This window comes from Burkholderia sp. LK4, assembly GCF_001043615.1.
In the GTDB taxonomy this organism is placed as follows: domain Bacteria; phylum Pseudomonadota; class Gammaproteobacteria; order Burkholderiales; family Burkholderiaceae; genus Burkholderia; species Burkholderia cepacia.
The window spans coordinates 184,222-190,442 of the sequence record NZ_LDUL01000045.1; the positions used below are offsets into that span (position 1 = coordinate 184,222).

The window sequence follows — 6,221 nt, forward strand, 5'->3', positions numbered from 1 at the left end:
GCGGTGCCGCCGCGCGCCGGTCAGTGCCGATGCCCGCCCCAGCCGCCTCCCCAGTGGCCGCCGCCCCACGGACGATGCCAGTCCCCGCCGCGTCCGCGCCAGTGGCCACCGCCCCAGCCGCCCCAGAAGCCGACCGAGATCGCCGGCGCTCCCCAGCCGTACCAGCCCGGGTAATACGCGGGGGCATAGTACGGATACGGATAGGGATACGGCGGCGGATAGGCCAGCGCGACGTAGACGGGAGCCGGGTCGGCCACGGGCGGCGCGACCGCCGTCGAGCCCTGGCTCGGTGCGGCGGTACCCGGTGCAGCCGGCGTGACGGGTATCTCGCGCTGCGTCAGCGTGGCTGGCGCCGGCGCGTAATACGGCGCATAACCGTACGGACTCGTGTAATAACAGCCGCCGAGGGCCAGCGTGGTCAACGCGAATACCGCACACCTCGCGGCGGGAATCGGGGTCATTTCTTGCTCCGGCGGAATCTGCGCTGCGCAGCCAGGCTGCGCGCCTGACTCTAGCTTACGTCCCCTGCAGATTTCCGCCCGGTATGATCGGTTACTTTTTGTTTCCGGCACCCTATGCGCGCGCAGGCACGCCGCGTGCTGGCAGGTCTGCCGCGCTCGCGTTGAAGTTCGCGCAAATGCCCTCAACTTGAACGATGTCAGGCTGGCCGGCGCGGACGGGGTTCGCGAGCAACCGGCAGCCCGAAACCGGCGGACTTCGGCCCGCCCAGACAGGAGCGCGGCTCACGCCGCCATCGACATGACTACGCCACGCCCCACTCCCCGGGCGGACACGCCGCTCGATCCGATTATCCAGTTGCTGGCGCTCGCCGGCGAACAGGGTTATCTGACCCACGCCGACCTCGTCGACGCGCTGCCGCCCGAAAGCGACAGCCCCGACGCGCTCGACGTCGTGCGCGCCGCACTCGCCGACATCGGCATCGCCGTGCTCGACGAGCCGGCCGCGCCTGCGCCGTTCGCCGGTTCGTCGCCGGTCGACGTCGATCGCGATGCGCTCGACGAAGGCCGCGCGATGCTCGGCGACCTCGCACGCGGCACGAGCGCGTCGACCGACCCGCTCGCGCTCTACATGCGGCGCATGCAGGCGGTGCCGCTGCTCACGCGCGAAGGCGAAATCGTGCTTGCCCGCGAACTCGAGACGGGCCGTCACCAGATCCTGCATGCGATCGCCGGCTATCCGGCGGCGGTCGACTCGCTGCTTGCGCGTCACCGCGCGACGGCGACGACCGGCGGCGCCGGGTCTGCCGACGGCGACGGCGACGCCCCCGACACGCCCGCGCCGGCCAGCTACGACGCACTGCAGGCGGCCGTCGGGGCCCTGCGCGGCGCGTTGCACGCGCATGGCGTCCGTTCGGACGAATACCGCGACGCGCGTAACCGCATGGCGGCCCTGCTCGGCTCGATCGCGTGGCTCGCACCGGCGGTCGACGACGCGAGCCGCGTGGTGGGCACGCTCGCGTCCGCGCCGCACGGCACCGAAGCAGGCGAAGCCGCCTGCTTCGACGCGGTCGCGCGGCGGGCACTCGCCGCAGCGCTCGCCGACGGCCAGCAGAAAGTGCGCGACGCCACGCGCGCGATGCTCGAGGCGAACCTGCGGCTCGTGCTGTCGATCGCGCGCAAGTACATGAACCGCGGCGTCGACCTGCCCGATCTCGTGCAGGACGGCAGCCTCGGCCTGATGCGCGCGATCGAGAAATTCGAATACCGGCGCGGGTTCAAGTTCTCGACCTATGCGACCTGGTGGATCCGCCAGGCGATCGCGCGCGCGGTCGCGGATCGCGCTCGCACAATCCGCGTGCCCGTGCACGTGGGCGACCAGTACCAGCGTGTGCGACGGCATGCACTGCGTTTTCACCAGCGCACGGGGCGCCGGGCGACGCCGGCCGAACTCGCGGCCGAAACCGGTCTCGACGAGGACAAGCTGCGCGCGGTGCTCGCGCTGCCTGCCGAGCCCGTGTCGCTCGATGCGCCGCTGCCCGACGCGGACACCGGCCTCGTGGAGCTGATCGAGGACCAGGCGTCGGCCAGCCCGTTCGAGCAACTGGCCGACACGCGCATGCGCGAGTGTGTGCGGTCGCTGCTCCGGTCGGTCACGCCGGCCGAGGCCGACGTGCTGCGCCGGCGGTTCGGCCTCGGCGGCGCCGAGCCCGATACCTACGATGCGATCGCGCACGATGCCGGCATGTCGCGCGAACGCGTGCGCCAGATCGAGAAACGGGCGCTCGCCGCGTTGCGCACGGCTGCCGAGGCCGAGAACGCGCAGTCGTTTCTCGACGCGTGACCGCATCACGCGACGCACGGTCGTGCCCCGATCGGCACGACCGTGCACCTCGCACCTGTGCTACGTTTGCTATTGACGTGCGTCAAGTTTTCTTCAACGCGTGTCGCGACAATGATGAAACGCCGACCGGCGCATCGTTCGCCGTGTCCATTCCGTTTGTGCTTCCCCGGGTCCCTCGCGATGCAGACGAGCGCCAGCCAAACGTACGAGGAAAACCGGCATATCGCGGCCTGCCTGCGCGAGGCGGCGCAACGGCTGGCTGACCAGGGCGCGAATCCTTACCGGGTCGCCGCGTACCGCGCGTCGGCCGGGACGGTCGAGGCGCTCGACCTCGACATCCGCACGCTGTTCGAGTCCGGCGGCGTCGATGCGCTCGGTACGTTGCCCGAGATCGGCACGGGGGTCGCCCAGGCGATTGCCGAGCTGCTGGTGACCGGGCGCTGGCGGCAGCTCGACCGGCTGTGCGGCGACGCCGTACGCACCTCCGCATTCGAAGCGGTGCCGGGTATCGGCCACGCGCTCGCGTTACGCATTCACGACCTGCTTCACATCGATACGCTCGAGGAGCTCGAACGCGCGGCCCGCAACGGCCAGCTCGAAACGATCTCGGGCGTCGGCCCGCGGCGCGCAGCCGGCATCCGCACCGCGCTCGACGACGTGCTGAGCCGCCGCCGGCGCTGGCAGGGCCACGTGCAGGACGCCGGCCCCGGCACCGAGCCGCCCGTCGAACTGCTGCTCTACATCGACCGCCTGTACCGCAACAAGGCCGCCGCCGGCGTGTTGCCGACGCTCGCGCACCGGCGCCTGAACGTGGACGGTTACGTGCCGTCGCCCGTGATGCACATGACCAAGGGCGGCTGGCATTTCACGGCGCTGTGCCTGCTTGCCGCGATGCGCACGCCGGAGGCCTCCCGCCCGACCGACTGGGTCTCGCTCTATTTCTACGACGCCGGGCAGCGCGAACACCAGCGCACCGTCTTCACCGAAACGGTCGGCTCGCTCGTCGGCAAGCGCATCGTGCGCGGGCGCGAGCAGGAATGCCGCGTGTACTACGCGGGCTGAGTCAGTCGTCGGAGGTTTCGTCGACGTCGAACGCCACGCCGAGCACGGACGCGATCTCGCGACAGGCATGAGTGAGCGCGCGTGTGCGGCGACCGGAATATTCCACCTCGAGATCGAACCAGGTCGAATACGACACGTAATCGGCGCCGCTTTTCCGGTTCGGCACGTCGAACCACAACGTCACCGTGTAGCCGCCCTTCCAGCGTATCGGTATCACCCGCGTGAGGCGCAATCTCGTGATCGCGCCGTGACGGAAGCGGAAGCTGTCGTCGCCCACGCGGAACCCCGACCATGCGCCGTCGTTCGACACGAACGCGGTCAGCGTTTGGTCAGGTGGCGCGGCCGGCACGCGATCCTCGACGGCAAGTTCAGCCATCGACACCATCGACGCGCCCGAATCGCCGTGCCCCGTCTCGACGTCCACATACGATTCGATCGTCCGCTTCGCGTTGTCGTAGAAATGGCGCGCGACGTCGGGCCGCGTGTTGCCAGCCATCGGAAGCACTTGCTTGAATCGTGCATGCTCGCCGTATCGAAGCACTACGTCGGGCGCGTCGCCAGCATCGTCGGCGTCTTCGGCGTCGTCAGCCGGTTCGTCGTCCGGACTGTCGGCCGGTACGGCCCGCGCGACCGTCTCGGGCGGCCCGATGCCGCCGCGCCGTCGCTTCACCCAGGCAGTTCCCCACGTCAGCAGGGCAGTCTGCGCCGCCAGCACGGCCGCCATCGTCGCGCACCCCGCGAGAAATCCGTAGTGCGGCCCGACCTTCGATGCCGCATATGCGGCCGGAAGCACATAAAGCACCAGCAATGGCGCAAGCAATAACGACACGCGTCAACCCCGTTGTTCCTGCTTTCGTTTTCGAATTCCGGCCGGGAATGGCGGCGCCGCCACCCCGCCGCCGGACTGCTGATACCACCCGCACATCGCGCGGGCGCGCTACACCTATGCGCCGTCCGCCTTCGCGCGACGCGCCGGATTGCGATGCGCGGCAATGCGCAGCAGCTTCTGGAACGACGGGCATTCGAGATGGTTCGCCGCCGGGCACACGGCCGCGTGCCTCAACGCGTCGCGCACGGCGCCGAGACGGCGGATCGTGCGGTCGAGTTCGTCGGCCTTGCTGTCGAGCTTCGCGCGATCGATCGCAGGCAGGCCGTCCGTGTCCACCATCGCGAGGATGTCGTCGAGCGAAAAACCGGCCTCGCGGCCCAGCGCGATCAGGGCCAGCCGCTCCAGCACCGACTCGTCGTATTGCCGCCGCAGCCCGTGGCGGCCGATCGGGACGATCAGCCCCTTTTCCTCGTAGTAGCGCAGCGTCGACGCGGGCAATCCCGAGCGCCGCGCCACATCCGCAATGTCCAGCCGACTCATGCTTGACCTCAAGTGAACTTGAAGTTGCAAGATAGGCGCTCGACTCCACAAAGACAAGCCCTGACTGCCATGAAACCGCCGAAACCACGCTGTATCCCGCTGCGCCGCGCGGCCGTCACCCTCCGCGCCGGTGGTCCGCGATGAGCCTGCCCGACGTCGTGCTCAACCTGTTGCCGATCGGCACGGGCGCCACGCTCGTGATGGATCTGTGGGCGCTGTTTCGCCGGCGTGCATTCGGCATTCCGTCGCTCGACCATGCGCTGGTCGGCCGCTGGATCGGTCACATGACGCAAGGCCGGTTCCGGCACGCGTCGATCGCCGCCGCGCCGCCCGTGCCGGGTGAACGCACGCTCGGCTGGATCGCGCATTACGCGATCGGCATCGCGTTCGCGGCGCTGCCCGTCGCGATCGCGGGCACCGCATGGATCGGCACTCCGACACCGCTCCCCGCGCTCGTCGCCGGCCTCGCCAGCGTGGTCGCGCCGCTCTTCGTGATGCAGCCCGCGTTCGGCCTCGGCATCGCGGCGTCGCGCACGCCGCACCCGGGCGTCGCGCGCCGGCGCAGTGTCATCGCGCATCTGTCGTACGGCGTGGGACTTTATCTGGCGGCGTTCACGCTGGCAGCACTGCCCCGTTGAGCACACCGTCTTGCCGAAGCCGTGACGGGTAGCGTCGGCTCCACGGAGCCGACGTCGACGCCCGCACAAGCGCTTCGTCGAAGTTTGCCGGGCGCTTTGTCCCGCGCGAGCCGAGCGATGGCCGCGTCGGGCCGCCGTACGGGCGCAACGGCGAGGCAATGTCCACGCCCATGCCGTCATACGGGCCAACGTGGCACGCCTGCGCACGGCCACCCGGTATTCCCGTTGCGGTCAACACGTTCATCCGGCCGCCCCGGATGACGCCACCCATCACTCCCCGCCGCAGTCGATCAGGTTGTGGCGCACGCGCCCGAGCAGCCGCACCAGCGTATCGCGCTCGTCGGGCGTGAAGCCGCGCAAACCGTCGTCGACGACGGTGTCACCCACTTCGAGCATCTGCGGAAAGATCTCGCGCGACTTGTCGGTCAGCCGGATCACGAATGCGCGGCGATCGTCGTCGTTCGCGACGCGCTCGATCCAGCCATAACTTTCCATCCGGTCGAGCAACCGGGTCAGCGAGATCGGCGCGATCTCGAGCCATTCGGCGAGCCGCGCCTGATTCATCTCGCCCTTCCACGTCAGGTATGCGATCACGCGGCTTTGCGCGCGCGTCAGCCCGATGCGCTTCGCGCGCCGGTCGAACAGGCGCCCGTTCAGGCGGGCCACGTCGGAAATCAGGTAGCCGATCCGGTTCTCGTAGGTCTTGTCCATGCCGGAATTATAGGGTCAAGCCGACAGCCCCCATCGCTCGCGGCCCGGCGATAAGCGGATCTATAATAAGCGTGCTTATAATTCCAGCGATACCGGATCGCCGCCCACGGCGACCGCCCCATGGAGACACCCGCTTGAAC

Annotated in this window: 7 protein-coding genes; 3 read left to right on the plus strand and 4 right to left on the minus strand. The window is 69.4% G+C overall.

The features are described 5' to 3' along the window. Positions 1-20 precede the first annotated feature (20 nt). Positions 21-461 (minus strand): hypothetical protein, encoded by a 441-nt coding sequence (locus VK92_RS23330; RefSeq protein ID WP_048028292.1) that lies wholly within the window; start codon positions 459-461, stop codon positions 21-23. Between the two features lie 298 nt (positions 462-759). Between VK92_RS23330 and VK92_RS23335 the strand changes: the two genes are divergently transcribed. Both VK92_RS23335 and VK92_RS23340 read left to right on the plus strand, forming a co-directional pair. Continuing rightward, positions 760-2,301 (plus strand): sigma-70 family RNA polymerase sigma factor, encoded by a 1,542-nt coding sequence (locus tag VK92_RS23335; protein ID WP_048020226.1) that lies wholly within the window; start codon positions 760-762, stop codon positions 2,299-2,301. Positions 2,302-2,481: 180 nt separating this feature from the next. Next, positions 2,482-3,363 carry a helix-hairpin-helix domain-containing protein gene (locus VK92_RS23340; protein ID WP_021162072.1) on the plus strand — a complete coding sequence of 294 codons (882 nt, stop codon included), beginning with the start codon at positions 2,482-2,484 and terminating at the stop codon, positions 3,361-3,363. 1 nt (position 3,364) lies between these two features. Here VK92_RS23340 and VK92_RS23345 read toward each other — a convergent pair whose 3' ends face one another. Together VK92_RS23345 and VK92_RS23350 are read right to left on the minus strand one after the other, a co-directional pair. Next, the gene (locus VK92_RS23345; protein WP_131723273.1) at positions 3,365-4,192 is read right to left on the minus strand and encodes a hypothetical protein; all 828 of its coding nucleotides are present in this window, start codon (positions 4,190-4,192) and stop codon (positions 3,365-3,367) included. Positions 4,193-4,306: 114 nt separating this feature from the next. Continuing rightward, positions 4,307-4,732, minus strand: a complete 426-nt coding sequence (locus tag VK92_RS23350; protein ID WP_021162074.1) for a helix-turn-helix domain-containing protein — start codon at positions 4,730-4,732, stop codon at positions 4,307-4,309. A gap of 140 nt (positions 4,733-4,872) precedes the next feature. Between VK92_RS23350 and VK92_RS23355 the strand changes: the two genes are divergently transcribed. Further along, on the plus strand, positions 4,873-5,370 hold the full coding sequence (locus VK92_RS23355; protein WP_048020230.1) for a DUF2938 domain-containing protein: 498 nt from the start codon (positions 4,873-4,875) through the stop codon (positions 5,368-5,370). A 270-nt stretch (positions 5,371-5,640) separates the two neighbouring features. Here VK92_RS23355 and VK92_RS23360 read toward each other — a convergent pair whose 3' ends face one another. Beyond that, positions 5,641-6,081 carry a MarR family winged helix-turn-helix transcriptional regulator gene (locus tag VK92_RS23360; protein WP_021162076.1) on the minus strand — a complete coding sequence of 147 codons (441 nt, stop codon included), beginning with the start codon at positions 6,079-6,081 and terminating at the stop codon, positions 5,641-5,643. Positions 6,082-6,221 lie beyond the last annotated feature (140 nt).

Bases quoted from the DNA above. Each gene is read 5' to 3' on its own strand.
- VK92_RS23335 (WP_048020226.1), top strand. From the start codon at position 760: ATGACTACGCCACGCCCCACTCCCCGGGCGGACACGCCGCTCGATCCG.
- VK92_RS23330 (WP_048028292.1), bottom strand. From the start codon at position 461: ATGACCCCGATTCCCGCCGCGAGGTGTGCGGTATTCGCGTTGACCACG.
- VK92_RS23360 (WP_021162076.1), bottom strand. From the start codon at position 6,081: ATGGACAAGACCTACGAGAACCGGATCGGCTACCTGATTTCCGACGTG.
- VK92_RS23350 (WP_021162074.1), bottom strand. From the start codon at position 4,732: ATGAGTCGGCTGGACATTGCGGATGTGGCGCGGCGCTCGGGATTGCCC.
- VK92_RS23355 (WP_048020230.1), top strand. From the start codon at position 4,873: ATGAGCCTGCCCGACGTCGTGCTCAACCTGTTGCCGATCGGCACGGGC.
- VK92_RS23340 (WP_021162072.1), top strand. From the start codon at position 2,482: ATGCAGACGAGCGCCAGCCAAACGTACGAGGAAAACCGGCATATCGCG.